This is a genomic window from Streptomyces sp. NPDC029152 (assembly GCF_055564355.1).
On the sequence record NZ_JBVHWR010000002.1, the window covers coordinates 417,136 to 440,291 of the forward strand.

Annotated in this window: 25 protein-coding genes and 2 pseudogenes; 20 read left to right on the top strand and 7 right to left on the bottom strand. The window is 72.0% G+C overall.

Features of this window, described 5'->3' with window-relative positions; genetic code table 11:
• The 7 genes from ACZ4V6_RS05780 to ACZ4V6_RS05810 all read left to right on the top strand — a co-directional run bounded on the left by ACZ4V6_RS05780 (window position 1) and on the right by ACZ4V6_RS05810 (window position 8,130).
• Window positions 1-267 carry a phosphopantetheine-binding protein gene (locus ACZ4V6_RS05780; protein ID WP_467822794.1) on the top strand — a complete coding sequence of 89 codons (267 nt, stop codon included), beginning with the start codon at window positions 1-3 and terminating at the stop codon, window positions 265-267.
• A complete protein-coding gene (locus ACZ4V6_RS05785) occupies window positions 264-1,445 on the top strand; it encodes an acyl-CoA dehydrogenase family protein (protein WP_467822795.1) in 1,182 nt (393 codons plus the stop codon). The genes ACZ4V6_RS05780 and ACZ4V6_RS05785 overlap by 4 nt, the downstream gene beginning before the upstream one ends.
• Window positions 1,438-2,985, top strand: coding sequence for an amino acid adenylation domain-containing protein (locus ACZ4V6_RS05790; RefSeq protein WP_467822796.1), 1,548 nt, complete (start codon window positions 1,438-1,440; stop codon window positions 2,983-2,985). Before ACZ4V6_RS05785 ends, ACZ4V6_RS05790 begins: the two co-directional genes overlap by 8 nt.
• The gene (locus ACZ4V6_RS05795) at window positions 2,979-4,259 is read left to right on the top strand and encodes an aminotransferase family protein (protein ID WP_467822797.1); all 1,281 of its coding nucleotides are present in this window, start codon (window positions 2,979-2,981) and stop codon (window positions 4,257-4,259) included. Before ACZ4V6_RS05790 ends, ACZ4V6_RS05795 begins: the two co-directional genes overlap by 7 nt.
• On the top strand, window positions 4,256-5,518 hold the full coding sequence (locus ACZ4V6_RS05800) for an ATP-grasp domain-containing protein (RefSeq protein ID WP_467822799.1): 1,263 nt from the start codon (window positions 4,256-4,258) through the stop codon (window positions 5,516-5,518). Before ACZ4V6_RS05795 ends, ACZ4V6_RS05800 begins: the two co-directional genes overlap by 4 nt.
• Window positions 5,511-6,764: an ATP-grasp domain-containing protein gene (locus tag ACZ4V6_RS05805; protein WP_467822801.1), complete on the top strand. Its 1,254-nt coding sequence runs from the start codon at window positions 5,511-5,513 to the stop codon at window positions 6,762-6,764. The genes ACZ4V6_RS05800 and ACZ4V6_RS05805 overlap by 8 nt, the downstream gene beginning before the upstream one ends.
• Before the next feature lie 94 nt (window positions 6,765-6,858).
• Window positions 6,859-8,130, top strand: a complete 1,272-nt coding sequence (locus tag ACZ4V6_RS05810; protein ID WP_467822802.1) for an MFS transporter — start codon at window positions 6,859-6,861, stop codon at window positions 8,128-8,130.
• Window positions 8,131-8,155: 25 nt separating this feature from the next.
• Here ACZ4V6_RS05810 and ACZ4V6_RS05815 read toward each other — a convergent pair whose 3' ends face one another.
• The 3 genes from ACZ4V6_RS05815 to ACZ4V6_RS05825 all read right to left on the bottom strand — a co-directional run bounded on the left by ACZ4V6_RS05815 (window position 8,156) and on the right by ACZ4V6_RS05825 (window position 11,655).
• Complete coding sequence (locus ACZ4V6_RS05815; RefSeq protein WP_467822803.1) at window positions 8,156-9,394, bottom strand: ATP-grasp domain-containing protein; 1,239 nt, start codon at window positions 9,392-9,394, stop codon at window positions 8,156-8,158.
• Window positions 9,395-9,494: 100 nt separating this feature from the next.
• Entirely contained in the window at window positions 9,495-9,944 is a 450-nt protein-coding gene (locus tag ACZ4V6_RS05820; RefSeq protein WP_467822805.1) for a VOC family protein, read from the bottom strand.
• A gap of 490 nt (window positions 9,945-10,434) precedes the next feature.
• Entirely contained in the window at window positions 10,435-11,655 is a 1,221-nt protein-coding gene (locus ACZ4V6_RS05825; protein ID WP_467822806.1) for an MFS transporter, read from the bottom strand.
• Window positions 11,656-12,079: 424 nt separating this feature from the next.
• Here ACZ4V6_RS05825 and ACZ4V6_RS05830 point away from each other — a divergent pair.
• A pseudogene (locus ACZ4V6_RS05830) lies at window positions 12,080-12,214 on the top strand (IS630 family transposase); the annotation flags it as partial.
• A gap of 260 nt (window positions 12,215-12,474) precedes the next feature.
• Window positions 12,475-12,930 (top strand): nuclear transport factor 2 family protein, encoded by a 456-nt coding sequence (locus ACZ4V6_RS05835; protein ID WP_467822807.1) that lies wholly within the window; start codon window positions 12,475-12,477, stop codon window positions 12,928-12,930.
• A 520-nt stretch (window positions 12,931-13,450) separates the two neighbouring features.
• Here ACZ4V6_RS05835 and ACZ4V6_RS05840 read toward each other — a convergent pair.
• Window positions 13,451-14,005 (bottom strand): DUF308 domain-containing protein, encoded by a 555-nt coding sequence (locus ACZ4V6_RS05840; RefSeq protein ID WP_467822809.1) that lies wholly within the window; start codon window positions 14,003-14,005, stop codon window positions 13,451-13,453.
• A gap of 560 nt (window positions 14,006-14,565) precedes the next feature.
• Between ACZ4V6_RS05840 and ACZ4V6_RS05845 the strand changes: the two genes are divergently transcribed.
• The 6 genes and pseudogenes from ACZ4V6_RS05845 to ACZ4V6_RS05870 all read left to right on the top strand — a co-directional run bounded on the left by ACZ4V6_RS05845 (window position 14,566) and on the right by ACZ4V6_RS05870 (window position 18,080).
• Window positions 14,566-15,621, top strand: a complete 1,056-nt coding sequence (locus ACZ4V6_RS05845; protein WP_467823145.1) for a YihY/virulence factor BrkB family protein — start codon at window positions 14,566-14,568, stop codon at window positions 15,619-15,621.
• 5 nt (window positions 15,622-15,626) lie between these two features.
• Window positions 15,627-16,181 carry a phosphatase PAP2 family protein gene (locus ACZ4V6_RS05850; protein WP_467822810.1) on the top strand — a complete coding sequence of 185 codons (555 nt, stop codon included), beginning with the start codon at window positions 15,627-15,629 and terminating at the stop codon, window positions 16,179-16,181.
• Between the two features lie 85 nt (window positions 16,182-16,266).
• The gene (locus ACZ4V6_RS05855; RefSeq protein WP_467823148.1) at window positions 16,267-16,704 is read left to right on the top strand and encodes a phage holin family protein; all 438 of its coding nucleotides are present in this window, start codon (window positions 16,267-16,269) and stop codon (window positions 16,702-16,704) included.
• Complete coding sequence (locus ACZ4V6_RS05860; protein WP_467822813.1) at window positions 16,701-17,132, top strand: DUF3618 domain-containing protein; 432 nt, start codon at window positions 16,701-16,703, stop codon at window positions 17,130-17,132. Before ACZ4V6_RS05855 ends, ACZ4V6_RS05860 begins: the two co-directional genes overlap by 4 nt.
• Window positions 17,133-17,192: 60 nt before the next feature.
• Window positions 17,193-17,408: pseudogene (locus ACZ4V6_RS05865) on the top strand (DUF4235 domain-containing protein); the annotation flags it as partial.
• Window positions 17,409-17,531: 123 nt separating this feature from the next.
• Window positions 17,532-18,080 carry an SDR family NAD(P)-dependent oxidoreductase gene (locus ACZ4V6_RS05870; protein ID WP_467822815.1) on the top strand — a complete coding sequence of 183 codons (549 nt, stop codon included), beginning with the start codon at window positions 17,532-17,534 and terminating at the stop codon, window positions 18,078-18,080.
• Window positions 18,081-18,114: 34 nt separating this feature from the next.
• On the opposite strand, the gene ACZ4V6_RS05875 is transcribed toward ACZ4V6_RS05870, so the two are convergent.
• Window positions 18,115-18,495: a hypothetical protein gene (locus ACZ4V6_RS05875; protein ID WP_467822817.1), complete on the bottom strand. Its 381-nt coding sequence runs from the start codon at window positions 18,493-18,495 to the stop codon at window positions 18,115-18,117.
• A 149-nt stretch (window positions 18,496-18,644) separates the two neighbouring features.
• Here ACZ4V6_RS05875 and ACZ4V6_RS05880 point away from each other — a divergent pair, with 149 nt between their 5' ends.
• From ACZ4V6_RS05880 to ACZ4V6_RS05890, 3 genes are all read left to right on the top strand, one after another.
• Entirely contained in the window at window positions 18,645-19,034 is a 390-nt protein-coding gene (locus ACZ4V6_RS05880; RefSeq protein ID WP_467822820.1) for a hypothetical protein, read from the top strand.
• A gap of 131 nt (window positions 19,035-19,165) precedes the next feature.
• Complete coding sequence (locus ACZ4V6_RS05885) at window positions 19,166-19,306, top strand: helix-turn-helix domain-containing protein (RefSeq protein WP_467822823.1); 141 nt, start codon at window positions 19,166-19,168, stop codon at window positions 19,304-19,306.
• Window positions 19,303-19,590 carry a transposase gene (locus tag ACZ4V6_RS05890; protein ID WP_467822826.1) on the top strand — a complete coding sequence of 96 codons (288 nt, stop codon included), beginning with the start codon at window positions 19,303-19,305 and terminating at the stop codon, window positions 19,588-19,590. Before ACZ4V6_RS05885 ends, ACZ4V6_RS05890 begins: the two co-directional genes overlap by 4 nt.
• 21 nt (window positions 19,591-19,611) lie before the next feature.
• On the opposite strand, the gene ACZ4V6_RS05895 is transcribed toward ACZ4V6_RS05890, so the two are convergent.
• Window positions 19,612-20,415 carry an SDR family NAD(P)-dependent oxidoreductase gene (locus tag ACZ4V6_RS05895; protein ID WP_467822829.1) on the bottom strand — a complete coding sequence of 268 codons (804 nt, stop codon included), beginning with the start codon at window positions 20,413-20,415 and terminating at the stop codon, window positions 19,612-19,614.
• A 265-nt stretch (window positions 20,416-20,680) separates the two neighbouring features.
• The gene (locus ACZ4V6_RS05900; protein ID WP_467822831.1) at window positions 20,681-21,484 is read right to left on the bottom strand and encodes an alpha/beta fold hydrolase; all 804 of its coding nucleotides are present in this window, start codon (window positions 21,482-21,484) and stop codon (window positions 20,681-20,683) included.
• Window positions 21,485-21,628: 144 nt separating this feature from the next.
• On the opposite strand from ACZ4V6_RS05900, the gene ACZ4V6_RS05905 reads away from it, so the two are divergent.
• A complete protein-coding gene (locus ACZ4V6_RS05905; RefSeq protein ID WP_467822834.1) occupies window positions 21,629-22,237 on the top strand; it encodes a TetR/AcrR family transcriptional regulator in 609 nt (202 codons plus the stop codon).
• Between the two features lie 251 nt (window positions 22,238-22,488).
• Complete coding sequence (locus tag ACZ4V6_RS05910) at window positions 22,489-22,860, top strand: hypothetical protein (protein ID WP_467822837.1); 372 nt, start codon at window positions 22,489-22,491, stop codon at window positions 22,858-22,860.
• Window positions 22,861-23,156: the final 296 nt, after the last annotated feature.

Here is a 23,156-nt window from a genome sequence, read left to right on the forward strand (position 1 = left end):
ATGGAGACACCCGACGTCCGCGCGGTCGTCACCGGCATCACCGCCGAGGTCCTCGGCGTCGACCAGGCGGACCTGCACAGCACCGCCGCACTGACCGACCTGCCCACGTTCAGCTCCTTCCGCATCGTGGAGATCGTCGAGCGGGTGGAGGAGGAACTCGACACCGAGGTCGAGGCGGGCGAACTCACCCCCGACAACCTCAGCCGCCTGGACAGGCTCGTCGCCCTCTTCGAGCGGACCCTGCGCGCCAGTGGGGTGCCCGGATGACCGTCACCGACCTCCCCCGCACGGCGTGGCGGCCCGCCGACCTCGAACGTGCCGTGTCCGAGGTCGAGGCGGAGGCCGCCCGGCACGCCGAGGTCTGCGACCGCGAGGCGCGCTTCCCCGTCGAGGCGCTTCAGGCCATGCGCCGCACCGGCCTCCTCGGGCTCCTGGTGCCCGCCGAGGACGGCGGCCCCGGCGGCGGCATGGACGAACTGCTGGCCGTCAGCAGCCGTCTCTCCCGCACCTGCATGTCGGTCGGCATGATCTTCACCATGCACTGCCAGCAGGTCGCCGCCGTCGTCCGGGACGGCGGCCCCCTGCGGGAGCGGCTGCTGCCCCGCATCGTCCGCGGCGAGCTCTACCTGGCCTCGGTGACCACCGAGGCCGCCACCGGCGGACACCTGCTGTCCTCCGGGTCCTCGCTGACGGCCGGCGACGACTCCACCGTCCGCGTGGACCGTTTCGCCCCCGTGGTGACCGGAGGCGGCCACGCCGACGGGTTCCTCATCACCGCCCTGGCCCCCGACGCCACCTCACCGTCCCAGCTGTCGCTGGTCTACGCCGGACGCGACCAGCTCACCGTCACGGCACGGGGGGACTGGAACCCGATGGGCATGCGCGCGACCCACAGCGCGCCCCTGCACCTGGCCGGCGAGATCCCCCGCGACCAGGTCATCGGTGAGCACGGGGCGTTCCGGGACATCGCGGTACGCACCTTCGCGCCGCTGGCCCACCTGGGCTGGGCGGCGTGCTGGCAGGGCGCCGCCGACGGCGCGCTCCAGCGCGTCGTGACCCTGCTGCGGGCCGAGCGGTCCCGCCACGACCTGGACTCGCCCCTGTTGCTCGCCCGCCTCTCACGGGTCCGCCAGCGCCTGGACACCGTCCACGCGCTGATCACGCACGCCGCGTCGGTGCTCGCCTCGGCCGAGGACACCACGAGCGCGCCCGTGCAGCTCCTCGTCAACGCGGTGAAACTGACCGCGTCCGAGCTGTGCCCGGCGGCGGCCGACGAGCTGACGGACCTGATGGGCATGCGCCACGGCTACCTGAGGGACTCGCCGACCGGCCTCGAGCGGACGCTGCGCGACCTGAGGTCCGCCCCGCTGAACTACAGCAACGACCGCCTGCACGCGGCGGACGGCGTGCTGACCCTCATGGACCGGGAGGTCCGCCATGTCTGACTCACTGTCCGACCTGTTCTCCGGGAGCGCACGGCGCCACCCGGACCGGCCCGCCCTGTGCGTGGCCGGCGTGACCCTCACCTACCGGGAGCTGGCCCGGACCGCCGAACGCCTCGCGGCCCATCTCGGTCCCATCCCGCCGGGCGCGCGGATCGGACTGCTGGCCTCCCGCTCACCCCTGGCGTACGCCGGATACCTGGCCGTCCTGCGCGCCGGGGCGACCGTGGTGCCGCTCAACCCGGTCTTCCCCGCGCAGCGCAACGCCGCGATCGCCGCCCGGGCCGGTCTGCGGACCGTGCTCACCGACACCGCGCTGCAGGACCTGATGCGGGAGAGCGCGGTCCCGCTCGCCCTGGCGACGGCGGACGGCACGCCGTCGGGACACCGTGCCCCGGCGGCGACGGCGGACGGGACCACGGCCGGGGCGGATGACCCGGCCACGTCACCGGCCGACGGCGAGGCCCCCGCGTACATCCTCTTCACGTCCGGCTCGACGGGCGTCCCCAAGGGCCTGCCCATCGCGCACGGCAACGTGCTCCCCTACATCGCCCACCAGGTGGAACGCTACGAGGTCGCTCCGGGCGACCGGCTGAGCCAGACCTTCGACCTCACCTTCGACCCGTCCGTGTTCGACATGTTCGTCACGTGGGCCGGCGGTGCCACCCTGGTCGTGCCGCAGCGGGAGGACCTCGCCGATCCGGCCGCCTTCGCCCGGGCGAACCGGCTCACGCACTGGTTCTCCGTGCCGTCGGTGGTCTCGCTGGCCGCGCGCATGCGCAGGCTGCCGCCCGGGTGCCTCCCCGACCTGCGGTGGGGTCTGTTCGCGGGGGAACAGCTGACCCTCAAGCAGGCGGCCGCCTGGCACCGGGCGGCGCCGCGGGCGGTCATCGAGAACCTGTACGGCCCCACCGAACTCACCGTCACCTGCACGGCCTACCGGCTGCCGGCCGACCCGGCCGACTGGCCGAAGACCCGCAACGCCTCCGTGCCGATCGGCCGCCGCCTGCCGCACCTGGAACACGTCGTCCTGGACGGGGCGGGCAGCCCCGCGGCCGAGGGCGAGCTGTGCGTGCGCGGCGTGCAGCGCTTCGCGGGCTACCTGGACCCGGAGAACAACGCCGGCCGCTTCCTCGACTGGGAGCCCGGTGCCGGCGCCCGCGTCCACGACACGCACGACGCCCCGGCGCCGCGACTGTGGTACCGCACCGGCGACCGGGTCGTGGAGGAGGACGGGGTGCTGACCCACCTCGGCCGTCTGGACGCCCAGGTCCAGGTCCACGGCTACCGCGTGGAACTGGGCGAGGTCGAGGCGGCCCTCGGCAGCCACCCCGGCGTCGAGGACGCCGCCGTCCTCTTCGACGGCGCCGACCTCAGGGCCCTGTACGTGGGCGCCACGGTGCCGGTGGCGGAACTGGCCGGCTGGGTGGCGGGCCGGCTGCCGGCCTACATGGTCCCCGGCCGGTTCCAGCGGGTGGACCGATTCCCGCTCAACGACAACGGCAAGCTCGACCGCAAGAAGCTGGAGACGCTGGCATGCTGAGGAACGACCACGACGCACTCTGGCACAACTCCCTCACGCCGCGCACCGTCCGGGACGGCGGCTTCGACGCCACCGCCGTCGTGCAGGGCAAGGGCTGCCGCTTGCAGGACGCCACCGGCGCCTGGTACCTGGACGCGCGGGCGGCGATGTGGAACACCACCCTCGGCTACAGCTGCGAACGGATCGTGGACGCCGTCACCGAGCAGCTCCGCCGGCTGCCGGTGGCCCAGATCATCCGCTACGACGAACCCGCCGAGATCTCCCTGCGCTATGCCCGCCGGCTGGTCGCCGAACTGCCCGACCCCCTCAACCACGTCCGCTTCGGCAGCACCGGCTCCCAGATGACCAGCGCCGCGGTGCTCATGTCGCGCTTCGTGCGCAAGGTCCGCGGCGAGACGCAGCGCGTCAAGGTCCTCGCCTTCACCAACGGCTACCACGGCACCGGGGGCCTGGCCGGCGCGCTCACCGGAGAACGGCAGATGCACGCGCTGCAGGCTCCGCTCGCCCCGGAGGTGCACCACGTCCGCCCCTGGGACCTGGACGCCCTCGAACGGGCCGTGGAGCGGCGCGGGCCGGAGAACATCACCGCCGTGATCGTGGAGCCCGTCATGGGCACCGACGTCCTGCCCGCCCCGGAAGGGGCCCTCGCCCGGATCCGGGAACTGTGCGACCGGCACGGCATCCACCTCATCGCCGACGAGATCACCACGGGGTTCGGCCGGACGGGCGCGATGTCGGTGACGGTCTCGCAGGGCGTCCTGCCCGACATGCTGGTGCTGGGCAAGGGCATCACCTCCGGCTACTTCCCGCTGGCCGCCCTGGTCTGCTCGGACGCCGTCTTCGACGAGGCCGTCTCCCGTCCGGAGTATGTCTTCCCGCACGGCTGCACCGCCGACGGCCACCCCGCCGCCATGGCCGCCGGACTGGCCGTCCTGGAGGAACTGGCCGACGGCACGCTGCTGGAGCGGGTGCGGACCACCGGGGCGGAGATCCGCCGGCGACTGCGCGCGGCGGCCGAGGAGATACCGCTCATCCACGACGTGCGCGGCGAAGGCCTGATGATCGGCGTCGAGCTGCGCCGGGAGTCGGGCCGTCCGGGTGCGAGCGAGATGGCGGAGGTACGCGACGCCTGCAAGGCCGCCGGCCTGTTGCTGACCAGCACCAACAACACCCTCGTGCTGATGCCCCCGCTCGTGCTGGGCGAGGAGGAGGCCGACGAACTGGTGGAACGGCTGACGGCCGCCCTGCGCACCGTCGTCGGGCACGGCTCGTGACCCGCCGTCCCACCGTCGCGGTCGTCGACGGATTCGGGTCGGCCGCCCGGCTGGCGAAGGCGTTCGACGCCGCCGGGCACGACTGCGTGCGGGTGCAGAGCACCGTGGACATACCCGCCCACTACCGCAGCGAACTGGACCTCGGCCTGTACGCCGACAACCTCGTCCACACCGGCGACGTCGGGGCGACGGCCGGGCTGCTGGCCGGCTACCGGCCGGTCGCGGTGATCGCCGGAGCCGAGCAGGGCGTCGAACTCGCCGACGCCCTGTGCGAGACCACCGGCCTGCCGGGCAACGGCACCGCGCTCAGCCACGCCCGGCGCACCAAGGACGTGCAGATCCGGACCGTGGCGGCGGCGGGCCTGCCCACGGCACGTCAGCTGACGGTCGAGAACGCCGCGCAACTGGAGGCGTGGCACGCGCGGCTGGGCGGGCGCGTCGTGGTCAAACCGGTGCGCAGCGCCCGCAACGACGGGGTGAGCGTCTGCGACGGTCCGGCCGAGTCCGTCGCCGCCTACGAGCGGATCCGCAGCGCCGTCAACGACTTCGGCCTGCGCAACGAGGGGGTGGTGGCCCAGGAGTACCTGACCGGCACGGAGTTCGTGGTCAACACCGTCAGCCGGAACGGACGCCACCGCGTCACCGACACCTGGCGCTACCAGAAGATCGACGTCAACGGTGTCCGGGACCGCATCAACGGCATCCTCTCGCTGCCGCCGTCGGACCCGCGCTGGAGCCGGCTGCGGGACTACGCCCTCGCGGTGCTCGACGCCCTCGCCATCGCCCACGGGCCCGCGCACCTCGAGATCATCATGACCTCCGGCGGCCCCCGCCTGGTGGAGCTCGGCGCCCGCCTGTGCGGCGCGGACGTGGCCCGGTACGCCGTCCTCGTCACCGGTGAGTCCCAGATCGACCGCACGGTGCAGGCGTACACGGACCCCGGGGCGTTCCTCGCCGACGTCGACACCCCCTACCGCAGGGACGGGCACGCCGCGATGGCGTTCCTCGCCTCCCCGCTGGAGGGCCGCCTGACGTCGTACCCGCTGCTCGGCGAGGTGGAACGCCTCGACAGCTACCAGGGCATGGCGCTGCGGGTCACCCCCGGGCAGCGACTGCGCCGCACGGTCGACGACGGCACCGAACCCCTGGCGATCGGCCTGGCGCACGACCAGGCCGCGACGGTCGAGAAGGACTTCCAGACCGTCTGCTACCTCGACGGGTACGGCTTCTACGAAGTGGAGCGGGAACACCATGGGTGACCCACGCACCATCGCCCTCGTCGACCCCTACGGCGCCGTCAACAAGGTGGGGCGGGCCTTTCGCGAGGCCGGGATCGACTGCGTGCGCGTCCAGTCCACGCCACAGGTCCCGCCCTCCTACGGACCGGCGGACCTCACCGGCTACCGGGACGACCTCGTCCACGACGGGACCTTCGAGCACATGGTCGAGCGGCTGGCGAAGTTCGGCCCGGAGGCCGTCGTGGTGGGCAGCGAGCTGGGGGTGGAGTTCACCGACCGGCTCAACGAGGCCCTGGGCCTGCCCGGCAACGGAACCGCGCTGAGCGAGGCCCGCCGCGACAAGTACGTCCAGATCGAGGCGCTCAGGACGGCCGGAGTGCCGACCACCCGGCAGGCGCGCGTCGACTCCCCCGAGGAGCTGGAGGCGTGGCACCGGTCCATGGGCGGCCGGATCGTCGTGAAGCCGGTGCGCAGCGCCCGCAACGACGGGGTGTCGTTCTGCGACACCCCCGAGCAGGCGGTCGCCGCCTACCACCGGATCATGTCCCGGGACAGCGTCTTCGACGTCCCCAACGAGGGCGTGGTCGCCCAGGAGTACCTGCGGGGCACGGAGTTCGTGGTGAACACCGTCAGCTGCCGGGGCCGGCACCGGGTCACGGACGTCTGGCGCTACCAGAAGATCACGGTCAACGGCATGCGCGACCGGATCAACGGCATGACCTCGGTCCCGGGCGACGACGCGGACCGGCACGCCGTCGTCGAGTACTCCCGCCGCGTCCTCGACGCCCTCGGCATCCTCTGGGGCCCGGTGCACCTGGAGGTCATGCTCACCGGTGCGGGACCGCGCCTGGTCGAGGCCGGCGCACGACTGTGCGGGGCGGACGTGGCCCGGTACGCCGTCCTGCTGACCGGCGAGTCGCAGATCGACCGGACCGTGCAGGCCTACGCCGACCCGGACCGGTTCCTCGAGGAGGCCGACGCCCCGTACGCCGTGGAGAACCACGGCGCCATGGCCTTCTTCGCCTCGCCGTACGAGGGAGTCCTGCGCGGTTACCCGCACATCGGCCTGATCGAGGAGCTGGAGAGCTGCCGGGGCGTCACCCAGCGCTTCAAGCCCGGCGAACGACTGGTGCGCACGATCGACGACGAGAGCGAACCGGTCACGGTGGGCCTGATCCACCCGGACCGCTCCGTCCTCCTGCAGGATTTCGCCACTGTCTGCTATCTGGACGGCTTCGGCTTTTACGACGTGGAACCGGGGCACTGAGACAGTCCCACCGCCGTCCCCGGGCCGGGTGCCCGTGGACGGCGGCCGGTGCCGACCGGCACCGGTGACAGGGCCGACACCTCTAGGGAGCATCGTGGCCGAAGGCTGGCGCAGGGACTTCAATTTCGTCTGGGCGGGCGAGACCGCCTCGCTGGTCGGTACCCAGGTGTACCAGCTGGCCATGCCACTGACCGCGGTTCTCACCCTCGACGCCAACCCCGCACAGCTGGGGCTGCTGGGCGCGCTGACGTTCGCCCCGTACGTCGTCCTCGGCCTGCCCGCCGGCGTCCTGGTCGACCGGTGGCAGCGGCGTGGCGTGCTGATCCTCTCCAGCCTGGGGCAGGCGCTGTCCATCGGCGCCATCCCCCTGCTGGCGGCGCTGGACCTGCTGACCTTCGGCCGGCTGCTGGCGCTGGCCTGCGCGGCCGGGACCGCGCGGGTGTTCTTCACCATCGCCTACCGTTCGTACCTGCCGGCGATCGTGCCGCGGGAACACCTGACCGGTGCCAACTCCCGTCTGACGGCGAGCGAGTCGGTGGCGGAGATCGGCGGGCCCGGACTGGGCGGGGCGCTGGTGCAGCTCGTGGGGGCGCCGTTCGCCCTGCTCGTCGACGCGGTCTCCTACCTCGCCTCGGCGCTGGGCGTCTCGGCGGTACGCAAGCGCGAGAAGCCCGTCCGGATCGATCCCGCGCCGTTACGGTCACAGGTGTCCGAGGGTTTCCGCTTCACCTTCTCCAGCGCCTACCTGCGGGCCACCCTCGGCGAGGCCGCCAGCTACAACCTGTGCTGGCAGATCGTCCTGACGATCCTCACCCTGTTCGCCGTGAAGGAACTGGACATGAGCCCGGGGACGCTCGGTCTGATGCTGTCCGTCGGCGCCGTGGGCGCACTGCTCGGCGCGGCGTTCACCGACCGTCTCGCCCACCGGGTGGGCCTGGGCCGCACCCTCGTGATCGCCGCGGTGATCGGCGACCTGGCCCCGCTGCTGCTGCCGGTCGCGCACCGCGGCACCTGGGCGGCTCCCCTCTTCGCCGTCACCTTCTTCGTGCAGGGCTTCGGCATCACCGCCTGCAACGTGCACACCATGACGATCCGCCAGACGGTGACCCCGGAGCGGCTCCTGGGCCGCACCAACGCCGCCTACCTCTTCGTCGCCCTGGGCATGAAACCGGTCGGCTCGCTGCTCGGAGGCTGGCTGGGCACCCACCTGGGGCTGCGCGGGGCGCTGGTGGTGGGGACCGTGGGGCTGCTGAGCACCAGTCTCTTCCTGATCCTGTCCCCGCTGCGCAAGGTCCGCACCCTGGACAGCCTCAGGCCCGAGCCTCCCGAGGAGGCCCGGGCCACCGCACCGGCGAGCACGCCCTGAGCGGACCGCCCCCGGGCCGGCCGTCTCAGACCACGTCCACCCGTAGGGCGTGCCCCGCCTCGTCCAGCGCCGCACGGCAGGTGTCCGCGTCGGCGGCCAGGGCGATCGCGTAGGCGACCCGGCCGTCCATCAGCCCGCGGGGCGGGGGCGACTTGACCTCTCCGGCCGCCGCCAGCGGGCCGCAGCGCACCACCTGCTCCGGCAGTCCCGACTTCTCGAAGCGGACGTCCGCGATGACGGAGTCGTCCTTCGGCGGGTAGTAGAAGCGGATGGCGGCGACCCGGCGGTGTCCGGCGGCCGCCCGCAGCCTGGGCGGTCTGCCGCACGCGACGTCGGCGGCGGCGAGCGCGAGGTCCGGGCCACCGCCCAGCAGGTTCAGCAGGGGGATCATGCCTCCCCCGATCCGGGCGTTGACCTCGATGACCTTCGGCCCGGCCGGCGTCAGCCTGATCTCCGTGTGGGTCACGCCTTCGGTGAAATCCAGCGCGGCGTGCGTGCGCACGACCACGTCCGCCAGTGTCCCGTCGGACCACAGCGGGTCGTCCGGGTCGACGACGTGCCCGGTCTCCTCGAAGTAGGGCTCGAAGCCGACCTCCTTGCGGGCGAGGCAGACCGGGGTCACCGTGCCGCGGTGGACCACGCTGTCGACGCTGATCTCCGGCCCCCGGGCGAACTCCTCGACCAGGATGTTCCGCTCGTGCGTCGGAAGGTCGGGCGCCCACGCGCCGCTCGCGTCCGTGAACTCGAGGGCCTCCACCAGGCCGGTGGGGGAGTCGGCCCGCACCACACCGAAGCTCCCGGCCAGGGCCCGCGGCTTGACGACGACCGGGTAGCCGATGTCCCCGGCCACCGCGAGGGCCTCCTCGTGCCCGGAGACGAGCACCGAGCGCGGCTGGGGCACCCGGCCGGCGGCGAGGGCCGCACGGGTGCGGTACTTGTCCCGGCAGCGCTCGACGCACCGCCGGTCCCCTCCCGGCAGTCCGAGGGCGGCGGCCACCTGCGCGGTCTGCTCGATCCAGGTCTCGTCCCAGCAGATGACGCCGTCCAGCGCCCGTTCGGCGTCCACCGCCCGGGCGACCCGCACGAGGCCGTCGACGTCGGCCAGGTCGGTCACCACGGTGTGGCCGGCCGTGTACGCCAGTTCCCACGTGGGGGACCGGGCCAGCACCAGATGGACGCGGAAGTCGCGGCTGATCGACTGCAGCAGGTACTCGCGGTACGCGCGGATGCCGGGCGTGATCACGAGCAGGTGTCCCATCGTCATGGGCACCGGATACCCGTGCGCCCACGGACGAGTCCCCCACGGGGCCCTTGCCGGCCTCCGCCGGAAAGGGCCCCGCCGTCATCCGCGGTGCGCCCGCGGGCTACTCGTCCCGCTCCGCGACGAAGATGCAGAACGGGTGTCCTTCGGGGTCCCGGTAGACACGGAAGCGTTCCTCGTCGTCGGGGTCCGGCCGGTCCCGGTTGCTGAGCAGGCTGCCGCCGAGGGCGAGCACGCGCTCGTGCTGGTCGCGCAGCTCCTCCAAGGAGGCGACGCTCAGGTCGAGGTGCATCTGCTGGGGCACCGGGCCGTCGGGCCAGTCCGGTTCGCGCAGGTGCTCCACCTGCTGGAAGGCGAGCTGCGGTGCGCCGTCGGGACTGCGCAGCACCAGCCAGTCCCGACCGCGCTCGTCCGGCTGCCCGGCCGGGGGCGGCTCGTCGCCCTCGGCGTAGTCGAGGCCCAGCAGGGACCGGTAGAACTCGGCGAGTCGGCGGGCGTCGGTGCTGTCGAGCACGGTCTGCACCAGCCGGAGGCGGCTTGCATCGGTGGTCATGGACTCCAGGTGCCCGGCCCGGCCCCGTCCGAACGGCCCACTCGGGGGAACGCGCGCCCGACGCCCTCACCGGTTCGGCACGGAGCGGAAACCGTGGTCGCTCCTCCCGTTCCGCGCCGGGTTCCCCGGCTCCGCGTCCGACAGCGGGCGCGGAGCGTCCAGGAGATGGCGCAGGCCGGCTTCGTCCAGGGGCCGGCCGCTGACCTCGCCCCCGCGTTCACGGGGCGGCGCGCGAGGCTGGTCCCGCGGCCGCCGGGGAGGGCTCCGCGTGGCCGTGGCGGACCTGGGTACGCCGTCCGGCCACGGGCGACCACGAGCACATCGGCCCCGATGCCGGCGACCTGGACGAGATCCTCTCCCGCCGATGGGGACGGCACGACCGGTCTCACCGTTCGTACCGACCGTGTTGCGCAGACGGACGGCGCGGGAACCTTTCTCCCGTCTGTGCGGGGCGGTCTACCACTGGGACGGGTGGGCGGCCGTCCACCCGTCATCGGCAGGGGCTTGCGTCGCCTCGTCTGCGGTGCTTGCCGTGGCGGGGCCGGGGGTGAGCGCTGCGGGTGAAGGCGCAGAGGAGGCCGAGGCATTGCAGGACGGCGCAGACGGTGATCACCGTGTGTATGTCCGCCGGGTCGACGAGTGCCATGAGGATGCCGGCGAGGGGGTAGGGCAGCAGGAGGATCAGCACGGTCACGGACAGCGTGCTGCCGAACACTTCGGCGGGGATGAGGTGGGATCGCAGGGTGCGCAGGACGACGGCCAGGACGCTGTCGCCGGCCATGAAGACGGCGGCCAGGGTCAGGTAGGTGGGGTAGGAGGCGGCGTGCGCGACGAGGAAGCACGACACGGTCATCACCACAGCGGCACAGCGGCCCACCCTCGTCAGCCCCCACCGGTCGATCGTGACGCGGCAGGTGGTGACTGCCAGCAGCGAGGCGGCGGCCGCGCAGGACCACACCAGCCCGACCGAGGCGCTGGACCGGCCGAGTTGCTTCACCACGATCACCGGGGTTGCGGCTTCCAGAAGACCGATGGCCAGGTTGGACAGTGCCAGCCCCGCCACCAGCCACGCCAGTCTCGGCAGCGCGCACAGCGTGGACCACCCGGTCCGCCACCCCCGCGCCACGGGTCCGGTCGCCTCCGGCGCCGGCGAAGGCGCGTGACGTGAGCGCGGGGCGATGGCGGCCGAGAGCACCGACAAACCGCTGATCACCGCGAGCATGCCGCTGGAGCCCCCCCACTGCAGGAGGAGGCCGCCTGCCGCAGGACCGACCAGAGCGGCTGTCTGGTCGATGCCCAGCAGGACCGACTGGACACGGTGTGCCGCGCCGTCGGCGTCCCGGCTGGCGACCGCGCCGACGCTCTCGGCCGCGATGTAGCTGAACTGGGTCAGGCACCCCGCGCACGCCGCCAGGAGCATCACCAGGCTCGAGGCCGTTTCGTCGTCGGTCATGGCCAAGGCGGGTGCCGCAAGCCCTGCGACCAGTGCTCGAGCCGTGGCGGCCAGCCGAAAAACCCGTGCGGGCCCGAAACGGTCGACGGCCGCTCCGGCCAGACTGAACGTGCACAGCCGGGGCGCCCACGCCAGCACGAAGGCGATCCCGGTCAGCGACGAGGAGTTCGTCGTGCCCAGCACCAGCAAAGGGATGCCGTAGGTGGCCATGGAGGCCGCGGCCGCGTCCGCGAGGCGAGGCAGATACACACCCCGCACCCGGCCGTGGGTGACGGTGCGGGCATGCCGGGGCGGAGCGGACCGGACTTTCGTAGGTATCAAGGAGACGTGCTTTTTCTGTGAATGGCTGCGGCGGTCAGTGCGACCCGTACAGGAAGAGGCACAAGCCATGACGAAGTGTTCTTTCTCGGCAAACCCCTTCCTCGAGAGCTGGGAAGGCCACTTTCCGGACCGTGATCGCACAGGCGGACCCGTTCCCCGGCGAGCGGAGGGGGCGGACGCCCGACGCCGTGCAGCCCACGACGGGCGCGTGGGGACTGCGACGTCACACCGGTGATCAACCGGCATCACCTGTAAGAGCGTGATCAACTTGCTGAACGTTACGCCGGGTAAGCCGAGGTCGGGCAGGGTGGGGCGGGTACCAGCAGGTGCCAACCCGCAAATGACCGGACCCGCGTGGCCGGAGGCGGAGCCGGCCGAGGGGACGGCCACGCACGGCTGGGAGGACCAGCGCTGGACCCTGAGCCGGATCAAGTCCGTGATCGGCCTACGCTTCCACCTGACCTGCACCGTCCAGGGCGTGCGGAAGCCGCTGGTGTTCGTCGCCCGGTTCCTGCCACGCCGGTCCATCTCCGCCACGGGGTCACTCACGACGTACTGACCTGCTGTCCCAGCAGCAGACCGCGGACCCGCTCCCGGCACGGCAGGTGTGATCACCAAGCCCCGCTGAGATCCTCGACGCCTCACCGCCTACCGTGCACGAGCCCGTGAGGGCGCGTTGCGGAAGTGCCGGCCGTGCGGCACGACGATGTCTGATCGCCGCCGGCAAGGTTCTGCCGCGGTCCTCATGCTGGCGGCATGACGATGTCATCCACCACGGAGTCGGCAGCAGTCCTCACCGGCATGTACGCGGCCGAGGCGGAGTACCTGGCGGCGGGAGGCCCCGGCGAGGCTTCGTTCGACCTCCTCGCCCCCTTCTTCGCGCCGGATGTCGAGCTGCGTCAAGCAGATGCCCTGCCCTACGGAGGCACGTGGCGTGGACACAACGGCATGACGCAGTTCTTCCTCAAGACGGGAGAGGTGCGGGAGTCGTTCGAGATGGTGGAGCAGGAGTTCCTGGCCACCGGCGAGACCGCGGTCGTGCTCACCCAGGTCCGTGCTCGCGCTCGCGCGACCGGCCGTGAACTCGGCTTCCCCGTCCTGCAAGCGATCACGGTCAAGGACGGACGGATCACCGAGGTCCGTCCGTTCTACTGGGACACGCGGGCTGTCGCCGACGCCTGCGCCGTGCCGAAACCGAAGTCGGCAGACTGATGCCGACGGCAGAACTCACCGGTCGCAGTCGCTCGTCGAGGACTGCCGCCAACACTGTTGCCCCGTAACGGACGGCAAGCTCGTCGTGTCTCGTGGCCACGGCCCGGTGACGCTCGAGGCGGTTGATCCCGCACTCGACCGCGTGGCACCCGTGGTAGCCGGTCTTGTCGGGCTTCGGTGGCCGGCCGCCTCGGGAGCCGAGTCCCCGGCGGCTGCGGGCCCGGTCCGCCCGGGCTGGAATGGTCGCCTTGCTGCCGCGACTCCGCAGGTAGGGCCGGTTGCGGCGGGATTCGTACGCCCTGGTGGCCCGGACACGGTCCGGTCGTCCACGGGTCCGGCCGGAACCGGCCCGCGGCACCCGGATCGCGTCCAGGACCGACTCGCACTGCGGAGAGTCGCCTCGCTGCGTTCACGTCCCAGGTGATCAGGCCCTTCGCATCCGCATCGGCCTGGGGCGGATGACGATCCCGGCCCAGGTTCCGTCCCGGGCCTCGCCCCTCCACCCGGGCCCGCTGGGCCCTCAGATACGACGTGCGGCCTCCGGGGAAGGGATCATGGTGTCCCGCTGTCGCCAGGCCGCCGTGAGCATCAGGCCTCCGCTGGCGAGTGCGTAACCGCCGACCACGTCGGCGACGGCGGCCGCCCCATGATCAGGGCGTAGCCAGAGCAGGAGCCCGGCGGCGATGGCGGCCGCACCGGTCACCAGCGGCACCCACTCGTGAGCCGCACCGCGGGAACGAAGGACCGTCCAGATCTCGGCAGCCCCGGTCGCCATGGCCCACACACCGATGAGAACGACCAGCGTCCAGCCGGTGAAGCCCAGCCACGCCACTGCGAGGAAGCCGGCCGTCACGCCGACGACGCCGCCACCGGCCCGAGCCGCGTGCGGCTCGTCGTGACCCTTGTGCGGGCGAAGAACGCAGACCAGTCGAGCGGTGCCGTCGATCAACGCATAGACGCCGAAGAGCAGCGAGAGCGCCGTCACCGTCACGGTGGGCCAGACCACGGCGAAGAATCCGAACGCCACGGCCGCCGCACCCCGCAGCGCGAACATCCAGGCAATCGGCTGTCGCACGTGTCCTACCTCCTCTGAGTCCTCCCGGCCTTCGCCGCGTACCCCGCTCACCCGCGGCGATCCCCCCCGACTGCGGTCGACTACGGCAGAGCGTCCAGTGGGCGACGCGAAGGCTTCGGCCCGGGCGGCGAGACCACGGAGCCCGGGCCGCACCCGAGGGGCCGACCGAGACGAGCAGTTGGCGGCGCGAGCCGGAACAGTGAAGAAGCACGTGCGCCTCGGCCGTTCGAGGGGGCGCCCCACCGCCCCCTGGGGCGAGCGGAGCGCGCCCTCCTCCAGGGCGGCTCCCGGCCGGCGGGAGGCACGCCCTGGCGAGGGCGACCGCCTCGTGAGTCCCGTGGGGGAGTGCCGGGGGAACTTCTGCCTCCTCCACCGCCATGCGCCTACGGAAGGACAGGACGACACCGGACTCCCACAACCAGCAGCGAACCGTCGCGTGTTTGCGCAGCCGTGTCCGTTGCTCGGGATCAGCCTCTCCGTCGTGGCGAGGCCGGCACGGCGTTCGGAGCCGATTCCATGGTCGGGGCATGTTCACATCGGGCGCGGTTACTCCGGGTCCCATGGAAGAGACATCAGGAGAGGACCAGGGCAGGGCGCGTGGGACGGCAGGTCGTGGGACGACGCTGTCGGAACCGCGGGTGGGCCCTGGCGCGGAGGTGGAGCGGCGGGCGCCGGATGAGCCCACGCAGTTGGGGAAGCGGTCGTGGTGGGCGGTGCTCAAGGGAACGGTGAAGGAGTTTCAGGACGATGAACTCACCGACAGGGCGGCGGCGCTGACCTATTACGGGGTGCTGTCGCTCTTCCCCGCGCTTCTCGTCCTGGTGTCCCTCCTGGGCCTTGCGGGAAAGTCGGCGACCGACCAGGTCCTGGAGAACCTGCGCAAGCTGGCGCCGGGTTCGGCCCGGGACATCATCAGTGATGCGGTGACGCAGTTGCAGGGCCGTGGCGGGGTCGGGTCGTTGATGGCCGTGGTCGGTCTCCTGCTGGCGGTGTGGTCGGCTTCCGGGTACGTCGCGGCGTTCATCCGCGCCGCCAACGCCGTCTACGACATGCCGGAGGGACGTCCGGTATGGAAAATCCTTCCGGTGCGTGTCGGGGTGACGATCGTCCTGCTGGTCCTGGCCGTGGTCAGCGCGCTGATCGTGGTCTTCACCGGGGGCATCGCCCAGCAGGCGGGATCCGCCCTGGGCATCGGGGACACCGCGCTCACGGTGTGGTCGTTCGCGAAGTGGCCGGTGCTGGTGGTCCTGGTCGTCCTCATGCTCGCGATCCTGTTCTGGGCGGCCCCGAACGTGAAGGGCCGTGGCTTCAGGTGGGTCAGTCCGGGCAGCGTGGTCGCGCTGGGGATCTGGATGCTCGCGTCGGCCGCGTTCGCGTTCTACGTGGCCAACTTCTCCTCCTACAACAAGACCTACGGCACGCTGGCCGGAGTGATCGTCTTCTTGGTGTGGCTGTGGGTCAGCAACATCGCGATCCTGCTGGGCCTCGAGTTCGACGCGGAGATGGCCCGCCAGCGTGCGATCGCCGGCGGTATGGACCCCCGGAAGGAGCCCTACGTACCACCGCGCGACACCCGTGCCTGGGACGAGCAGGATCGCCGCGAGGCACAACGGTGACGCCCATGTCCGTCGACGTGGAAGCGGAACTGTACCGAGTGGAGCAGGGCCCGTTGCGGCGGGTGGCCGCATGGCGGCCCGAGTGGGTGCGCAGGTGCGTGCCGGTGGTGGGGGAAGCGGCGGAGCGGACCAAGCTGTGGTGGGGTGCCGCGCCGGCCATGGCAGCGGTGGACGGTACGCGGGGCAAGCGGGCCGCGTTGGCGGGACTGTCCGCGATGGCGGTCTCCGAGGTCCTGTCCAACGCGGTGATCAAGCCGCTGTGGGGGCGTCGGCGCCCGCCCGAGGAGTTGATTCCGCACGACGACGTCGACGACCGACCCGACTCCTCGTCGTTCCCGTCCGGGCATACCGCGGCCGCGTCCGGGTTCACCGGAGCGGTCGCGGTGGTGTGGCCGGCGGCCGACGCGGTGTGCGCGCTGCCGGCCGTGGCGGTGGCGGCGCAACGGGTGCACTCGGGCGCGCACTATCCCAGCGACGTCGCCGTCGGAGCTGCCGTCGGCGGCATCGGCGCGTGGGCGGTCTGCCGGCTGCCGCGCCTGCTGCACAGGGTGATCTTGTGAACGAGTTGTGTCAGTGCTGTCCGGCAGGTGTTCCTCCGCGTCCCGGTGGGACTCGAGCGGACACTACGGCAGGAGGGTGACGACGATGATCGAGACGAGCCGTCACGACCGTGACGGCCACGCCGGGCGTTCTTCTTCGGGTGGCGAGCCGGTGGGGGAGCTGGTGCAACGTGCGTCGCAGCAGCTGACCGAGCTGGTGCGGGCGGAGATGCGGCTGGCGCAGGCGGAGATGAAGGAGAAGGGCAAGCGCTACGGCAAGGGCGGCGGCCTGTTCGGTGGGGCCGGTCTGGCCGGCTTCTTCACCCTGCAGACGCTGATCGTCGCGGTGGTCGGCGCCCTCGCGGTGGTGCTGCCGGTGTGGGCGGCGGCCCTGATCGTGACCGCGGTGCTCGGCGTGGTCACGGGTGTGCTGGCGTTGACGGGCAAGAAGGAAGTCACCCGGGCCGCGCCGCCGGCCCCTGAGCAGACCATCGACAGCGTGAAGGCCGATGTGGCCGAGATCAAGGAGAGTGCCAAGCGATGACCCAGCCGCCCCACGACGAGCCCACCGCCCAGAGCCCTGAGGAACTGCGCGAGCAGGTCGAGCAGACCCGCCACGAACTGGGGGAGACGGTCGAGGCCCTGGCCGACAAGACGGATGTGAAGGCCCGCGCCCAGGAGAAGGCCACCCAGGCCAAGGAACAGGCGTCCGCGAAGGCGGCAGAGCTGTCGGGACAGGCCAAGGCCAAGGCGGCCCAGGCCGCGCGCCTCGTGGAGGAGAAGCTGCCCGACCCGGTCAAGGACAAAGCCGCCGCGGCAGCAGACCAGGCGAAGGCCAAGGCGGGGCAGGCCCAGCAGATGTGGTACGACCAGGCGCCCGAGCCGGTACGCAACAACCGCACTCCCCTCATCGCCGCAGGAGCAGCTCTCACCGTCGCCTGCCTGCTGCTGCGCCGCAAGAGGAGGAAGTAGTCGCAGGAGGGGGGCAGGGCGAAGGCGTCGAAGGCTGCCTACGAGCAGGTCGGCCCGGCACTCGGAGCCCTCGGCGGCGTTCTGGCGGGTGGCCTGTCCCCGCAGGTGTGGAAGGTGCTCGGACACGACGAGGACGCGCCCGATGCCACCGGCGAAGAGCGCGGGTGGGGCGAGGCGGCGACCGCTGCCGTTCTGCAGGGCGCGATCTTCGTGGGTGCCACGGCAGCCGTCGACCGAGGTGGCACCGTCGTCGCCCGCCGCCTGACCGGCACCTGACCCGGCCGACCGGGAAGAGAGGCTGCTCGTGCCCGCACACCGTCTCGTGTCAACGGTGACCGCGGGCACGGGTGTCGCCCTGTTCCGGCCGCCCCGGGCACCGTGCTGCCGCACTCCGGGGGCATGACCGGTTCCGCCGCCTACGCCGAGGAGCTTTTCGCGGCCGCCGAGCGGAAGTGGGCCGCCCCCGCGGGCGTCTTCGTGGCCTGCGCCGGGCGGGGCCTGCCCGGCACCCTGCTCGGCTCGAACGCCGCCCGGTGGGAGGCGCTGGTCGAGACCGGCCTCCTCGCCCTCGTGCGACAGATGCGCCCCGCGGCGGCCGGGTTCGTCCGGCAGGCCGAGGGCGACGGGGGGCGCCGGGCGCGGGACATCGTAGTGATCGGCTCCACCGCGGACCGTGAGGTGTCCGCCGCCGACCCGGTGTACGGCGCGACGGAGGCCGCCGTCCCTTCGCTGACGGAGGCCCTGCGGCAGGAGGTGTGCGCGCACGACGTCCGCGTGACGCTGATCGAGCCGGGTTCCGTGCGCTCAGGCTTCCAGGAGACCGCCGAGCAGGGCGGTCCGCTGTTCATGTCCGAGGACGTCGCTCCGGTCATCGCCTTCGCGGTGAGCCGGCCGATCCGTGTGCACCTCGACGGCATCCGGGTCCGCCCCACCCGGCAGAAGCCCTGAGGAACCACCTCGCGCCGGTCGTCTGCTGCTTCGGTCAGCCGTCCTGGTCCGGGAGGAGGGTTCCGGCGAGGTGGTCGTGGGCGACGTGGGCGTGGAGGCGGACGCCGGTGACGAGGGTGGGGTCGTCGGCGTAGAAACGGGGGCTGTGGTTGGGGACCAGGCCGCGGCCGCCGGGGGCGGGGACGGGGTTGTGCGCGGCGCCGAGTTCGGCGTCCTGGACGCCGAGCATGACGTACAGGCCGCCGTAGCGGTTGACGAACTCGGAGACGTCGTCGCAGCCGAGGGTGGGGGAGGTGGTGACGACCCGGTCGTCGCCGGCGACGCGGTGGAAGGTGGGCAGCGCTGCCTCGACCCACGACCCCTTCGACGGCCCGGCCGAGGCATGGAGGAGTTCCCGTCCTCGCGGTGTGCCCACTCGCCTCGGCCGGGCAGGGGCCGCCATGCCTCAGCGACCGGCCGTCTCAGGATTGCGCCGTACGCTCGCGACAGCGAGCAGAGCACCGAGCACACGCAGGACGCCCGAGACCAGCACCACCCCGTGGACGACATCACCTGGAGGAACCAGTGTCATACCCGCAACCGCTCACCCCCGAGGAGAAGCTCGCCGACGCGAAGAAACTGCTGAGCCTCCCGCGTATCGTCGTGATCTGCGGCTCCACCCGTTTCATGACCGAGATGACCGAGGCCGATCTGCGGGAGACCAAAGCCGGGAGGATTGTCGTCAAGCCGGGTTGCGACATGAAGTCGCCGCACGAATTCTGGTCCGATCCCGTCGAGGCCGAGGCGCTGAAGGTTCGACTCGACGATCTGCACCGGGCGAAGATCCGGCTCGCCGACGAGGTGCTCGTGGTCGGCGACTACATCGGAGACAGCACCCGAGCCGAAATCGCCTACGCCCGGTCGCTGGGCAAGCCCGTGCGGTTCACGCACCCCGAAGTCGACCCCGACGCCTGACCGCCCCCACACCCCCCGCAGGCACCCCCGGGCAGGAGTTCGCCAAGGAGCCGGTCGCGCACGGCCGGCCGGACCAGACGTGGGCGCCGGCGCGGACCAGGACGCTGATCGGACGCCGGTTCCACAGGAGCATGACGCTGCCGGCGATCGCGCGGGTGCCGCACCGGCACGGCTCCGGCCACCGGGCCCCGGCCCGCCGAGCCATCGAGCGTGACGAGAAGGCCGTGGCGGGCTGGGCGAAGGAGACCTGGCCGCAGGCGGAAGGTCCGTGACGGCACGCGACACCTGGCTGTGCTTCGAGGACGAAGCCGGCTTCTCGAGGGCGCCGCCCACCGCACGGACCTGGGCCCGGCGCGGACGCATACCCGCCATCCTGGTCCGGGGACGCTTCCAGCGCCGCTTCTCCGTCGCCGCTCCGGCCCGCTGCGAGCACGGCGAACGCTCACGGCTGATCTGCCGGCCCGAACACCATGTCGATCACAAGCACGGCGGCGGAAGCAGTTTCACCTTGCACCACTTCCGACCGCTGCTCACAGCCTCTCGAAGACCGCCCTGAACGGCAGCCGGCGTGCCCGGGTCAGCGTCCGCCCGGGCGCGCCGCCCTGCGGATGGCCAGTTCGGCTTCTGCCAGACCGTCGATCAAAGCTGCGTTCCCGAGCCCCGGTACACACACCACCTCGCCGGCATCCAACGCGGCCAGTGACGAGTCGACGACCTGATCGACGGGCATGCCTCCGTCCTCGTGCACGGACTCCTCCCGTCCCGGCACGGGATCGTGACCACGCGACCGATGGAACTCGGTGGCGGTCAGCCCGGGGCACAGCACCTGAATCCGCAGCGGCTTGCCGGCCAGCTCGGCGGCAAGCGTGCGCGTGAAGGTGACCACGTAACCCTTGGTGCCGCCGTACACCGCGCGTTCGGGCAGCGGATGCGGCGGCAGCGCGCCCGCGAAGGCCAGCTGGGAGGCCACGTTGACCAGGGTGCCGCGCCCTCGTTCCAGCATGCCCGGGATCGTGGCCCTCGTAAGTGCGGTGACGGCGAGGACGTTGATGTCGAGGATCTTCGTCATGAGCTCCGGTTCGAGTCCGGCGAAGGGCCCGTAGCCGTTGATCCCCGCGTTGTTGACGAGGAAACCGATGTCGTCACCTGCCGCCCGCCGTGCCACCCGCGCCAGGTCGTCGGGCTCCGACAGGTCGGCGACGAGAGTCTCCACCGCGGTGCCGGTCACCTCACGCAGGCGCCGCGCCAGGTCGTCGAGCCGCTGAGCCCTTCTGGCCACGAGAACGGTGTCCCACCCTTGGGCGGCGAGTCGTCCGGCGTAGGCCGCACCGATGCCGGAGGAGGCCCCGGTCACCAGGGCCGTGCCGTGTCGTGTGGTCACTGGTGTGCCGCCTTTCCCGCCGACAGTCGCGGTCGGCAACGACAACGGGTACCCCGGACGAAAGTCCCATGCACGGACGAGACCACCCGGGAACAGCAGCGTCTGATCCGCACGCCCGGGCTGCCGGGCCACGCCGTACGAACGGCGAGGACCCGAGGCGGTACTGCCGCTCAGCCGCTCAGGTCTCCCGGTGCTCGTTCTCGGCGGGGCCGTCGACCAGGCGAGAAGCCGTCCCGGGACGTGCCCGGACCGGCGATGCCCCTGTTCATGCCTGTTCCCCGGTGGTGAAGAAGCCGGTCAGGACGGGGGAGAGGAGCTCGGGGGCGATGTTGTGCTCCTGGCCGGGGAAGACGTTCAGGGTGAAGTTGTCGGCCAGTGCGGCGAGTTCCCGCGCGGCGGTGAGCATGTGCGGGGCGCCCGCGTCCCCGCTGCCGACGAGAACGGGCACGGTCACGGACCGCCAGCGGTCGGTGGGCAACGGCTGACCGGACATGGTGTCCCCCATGACCTGGCCGTCATAGGGCAGGGTGCGGGCGGTGGCTTCCATGCCCGCCCAGAAAGGGGCCTGGCGCATCCCGGCGACGGCCTCGGCGGGCATGCCCACGGCTGCGGTCATGAAGTAGGCCACGGCGTCGCCGTACGCCCCCTGCTTCACGAGGTCCGTCAGGTGGGCGACGTAGTCGGCGGGCAGCGGCGGGCGGCTGGAGTCGGTGACGAAGGGCGGCTCGTACATGGCCAGCCTGGAGACGGCGCTGCCCCGGGCGACGGCTTCCAGCGCCAGTACGGCACCGGAGGACATGCCGAAGACCATCGCCTCGCCGCCCGCGCGCTCGATCAGGGCGTCCAGGTCCTCGACCTCGCGCTGTACGTCGTACTCCGGGCTGTCCCCGCTGTCGCCGCGGCCCCGGCGGTCGTACGTGATGACGGTGCAGTGCTCGGCCAGCAGGCCGGCGAGTGCGGCGGAATCGCCGCGCGTCATGAAAGCGCCGCCGACGAGCACCACCACGGGGCCCGAGCCCTGCTGCTCGTAGGCGATGGCCGTGCCGTCGGCAGAGAACACCTTGTCCATGGGGAACCACTCCATCCGTCTGCGGGGAGCGCGGAACCGGAGCCCCGCGCTCTTCGGAACTGGACGGTACAGTACTCAGATGGGTACTGGTCAGTCCAGTACTCTTCGTGATGAGGAGGCGGAGGCATGGAGAAGGAGCCGATGATGGACAGTCGTTCAGCGCGCAAGCACGAGGCGATCCTGAAGGCCGCGACCAGCGTTTTCCTGGACAAGGGGTACGCGGGAACGAGCATGGACGACATCGCGAAGCTGGCCGCGGTGTCCAAGCAGACCGTCTACAAGCACTTCTCCGACAAGGAGAGGCTCTTCGCCGACATCGTCCTGGCCACCACCGACCGGCTCGACACCACGATCGACCTGCTGGCCGACCTCCCCACCGACGGCGCCAACCTGGAAGAGAACCTGACCCGCCTCGCGCGTCAGTTCCTGACCGCCCTCACCGACCCCCGGGTGATCCAGTTGCGGCGCCTGATCATCGCCAACGCCGATGTCTTCCCCGATCTGGGAACCGAGTGGTACGAGCGAGGCTTCCAGCGAGGGCTCAGCACGCTGGCGGCGACCTTCCAGCGCCTGGCCGACCAAGGGCTCCTCCACGTCGACGACGCACTCCTGGCCGCGAACCACTTCTCAGGCCTGCTGCTGTGGATCCCGGTGAACAAGGCCATGTTCACCGGCAGTGCCCAGCACACCGAGGCCGACCTCGACCGCTACGCCGCCGCCGGCACCCGCGTCTTCCTCGCCGCCTATCGCTGACCACCGCCCCCGGCCTCGCCGGCCCACGCGCATCTGCCAGGTGCGACACCCGACCGCAGGCAGGGGTGCCGTGGCACGGTTCCCGCCCCGAACCTGGTCCACGAGCGGGTCTCGACCGACCGGCGGTCCACCGCTCGACAGCACTTCGTCCTGGGCGAGGTCGGCATCGAGGACCCGGTCGTCTTCGAGGAGGGCGGCAGGGCCCCAGCCGTCTCCGCCTCCTCCGGCGCCCGAAGTCCAGCGAACCGCTCGTGTACGCGCGGCCGGGCGACACCGCGCACATCTCCGAGATGTTCGCCTCGTACGCGGGGCCGGGCACGCGCTCGACGCCCTCGACGTCTCCATCGCGAGCGACTCGCTCCGGCACCCACGGCGGCGCGTCTTCCACGAGGGACCTCACCGCCCGCCACCCGCGCACCGGCGAACTGCTCTCCACCGTGACATTCGTGGGGCGGGCCCTGGCCTCCGCCGGCGGACCCCGGCGCGAGCCGACCTACGACGGACTGCGCGCCGACGAGGCCAAGGGCAGTGAGGGCGGGCACCGGCCCGTCGTGGCGGCCGACGAGAGCGTCGCCGTCCGCACCGCGTACCTGCAACCGCTCGATCGCCGCCCTCACCCGTGACCACCACGGCGTCAGCCGCGGTGCGATCCGTGCAGCCGTCGCCGACCTCATGCCCGACCGCTCCGCTGCCGGGGAGGACGTCCCGGCGCCGGAGCCCGGAAACGCCACGCGGGAGCGTCGCCACACCATCCGCCGTAGCACCAAGAACGTGTGGATGCCTCAGAGGCGTTCCGCCTGTCGGAGAACGCAGACCCCTTCTGGCCTCAGGCGGGCGCTGCTGGGTGTCGTCTCACGCTGCTCCGTCAGCGTCCGGAGCGTCGCGGCCGGGCGACGCCAGTGGCGTGGTGGCTATGAAC

What these genes read in the sequence shown, in the direction of transcription:
- ACZ4V6_RS05900 (WP_467822831.1), bottom strand. Translation starts at nt 21,484, where the DNA reads ATGGACAAGGTGTTCTCTGCCGACGGCACGGCCATCGCCTACGAGCAG.
- ACZ4V6_RS05790 (WP_467822796.1), top strand. Translation starts at nt 1,438, where the DNA reads ATGTCTGACTCACTGTCCGACCTGTTCTCCGGGAGCGCACGGCGCCAC.
- ACZ4V6_RS05860 (WP_467822813.1), top strand. Translation starts at nt 16,701, where the DNA reads ATGACCCAGCCGCCCCACGACGAGCCCACCGCCCAGAGCCCTGAGGAA.
- ACZ4V6_RS05835 (WP_467822807.1), top strand. Translation starts at nt 12,475, where the DNA reads ATGACGATGTCATCCACCACGGAGTCGGCAGCAGTCCTCACCGGCATG.
- ACZ4V6_RS05855 (WP_467823148.1), top strand. Translation starts at nt 16,267, where the DNA reads ATGATCGAGACGAGCCGTCACGACCGTGACGGCCACGCCGGGCGTTCT.
- ACZ4V6_RS05905 (WP_467822834.1), top strand. Translation starts at nt 21,629, where the DNA reads ATGGACAGTCGTTCAGCGCGCAAGCACGAGGCGATCCTGAAGGCCGCG.
- ACZ4V6_RS05820 (WP_467822805.1), bottom strand. Translation starts at nt 9,944, where the DNA reads ATGACCACCGATGCAAGCCGCCTCCGGCTGGTGCAGACCGTGCTCGAC.
- ACZ4V6_RS05845 (WP_467823145.1), top strand. Translation starts at nt 14,566, where the DNA reads ATGGAAGAGACATCAGGAGAGGACCAGGGCAGGGCGCGTGGGACGGCA.
- ACZ4V6_RS05780 (WP_467822794.1), top strand. Translation starts at nt 1, where the DNA reads ATGGAGACACCCGACGTCCGCGCGGTCGTCACCGGCATCACCGCCGAG.
- ACZ4V6_RS05785 (WP_467822795.1), top strand. Translation starts at nt 264, where the DNA reads ATGACCGTCACCGACCTCCCCCGCACGGCGTGGCGGCCCGCCGACCTC.
- ACZ4V6_RS05885 (WP_467822823.1), top strand. Translation starts at nt 19,166, where the DNA reads ATGACGCTGCCGGCGATCGCGCGGGTGCCGCACCGGCACGGCTCCGGC.
- ACZ4V6_RS05795 (WP_467822797.1), top strand. Translation starts at nt 2,979, where the DNA reads ATGCTGAGGAACGACCACGACGCACTCTGGCACAACTCCCTCACGCCG.
- ACZ4V6_RS05805 (WP_467822801.1), top strand. Translation starts at nt 5,511, where the DNA reads ATGGGTGACCCACGCACCATCGCCCTCGTCGACCCCTACGGCGCCGTC.
- ACZ4V6_RS05870 (WP_467822815.1), top strand. Translation starts at nt 17,532, where the DNA reads ATGACCGGTTCCGCCGCCTACGCCGAGGAGCTTTTCGCGGCCGCCGAG.
- ACZ4V6_RS05815 (WP_467822803.1), bottom strand. Translation starts at nt 9,394, where the DNA reads ATGACGATGGGACACCTGCTCGTGATCACGCCCGGCATCCGCGCGTAC.
- ACZ4V6_RS05850 (WP_467822810.1), top strand. Translation starts at nt 15,627, where the DNA reads ATGTCCGTCGACGTGGAAGCGGAACTGTACCGAGTGGAGCAGGGCCCG.